This window comes from Shewanella sp. AS1 (genome assembly GCF_021412565.1).
Classification (GTDB): domain Bacteria; phylum Pseudomonadota; class Gammaproteobacteria; order Enterobacterales; family Shewanellaceae; genus Shewanella.
This window is the reverse complement of record NZ_JAKCLJ010000072.1, coordinates 1-290: the sequence shown is the minus strand read 5'-3', so window position 1 is coordinate 290 and position 290 is coordinate 1. Positions and strand designations below refer to the sequence as shown.

Genomic DNA, 290 nt, shown 5'->3' with positions numbered 1-290 from the left:
TGGCTTGAATAAGCCTGGATTATATGCTATTATTGATATTGAGAGTGGGAACGATTATATTTTTGGCGATGATTTTACCATCGATAGTATAGTTTGGATGGGTCCTCAGCCTACAATTAAAGAAATGGCTTTGAGTGTGGGCGTTGAGAGAACAGGAACTGTTGCTCAGCTATCCGAAAAGCTAAATACATATTCTAAGGGAACTGTAAACTATCTTCCACCATATCGTCCTGAACATCAATTAAAGTTGATGCGTTTTCTTGGAATTAGTCCTGCTGAATCGCATGCAA

At 38.6% G+C, this 290-nt stretch carries 1 protein-coding gene; it reads left to right on the top strand.

Annotation, left to right across the window (positions count from 1 at the left end; translation table 11 throughout):
- Window positions 1-290 (top strand): aminopeptidase P N-terminal domain-containing protein (locus LZP69_RS16100; RefSeq protein ID WP_234201708.1); only part of this gene is annotated, 290 nt, incomplete at both ends.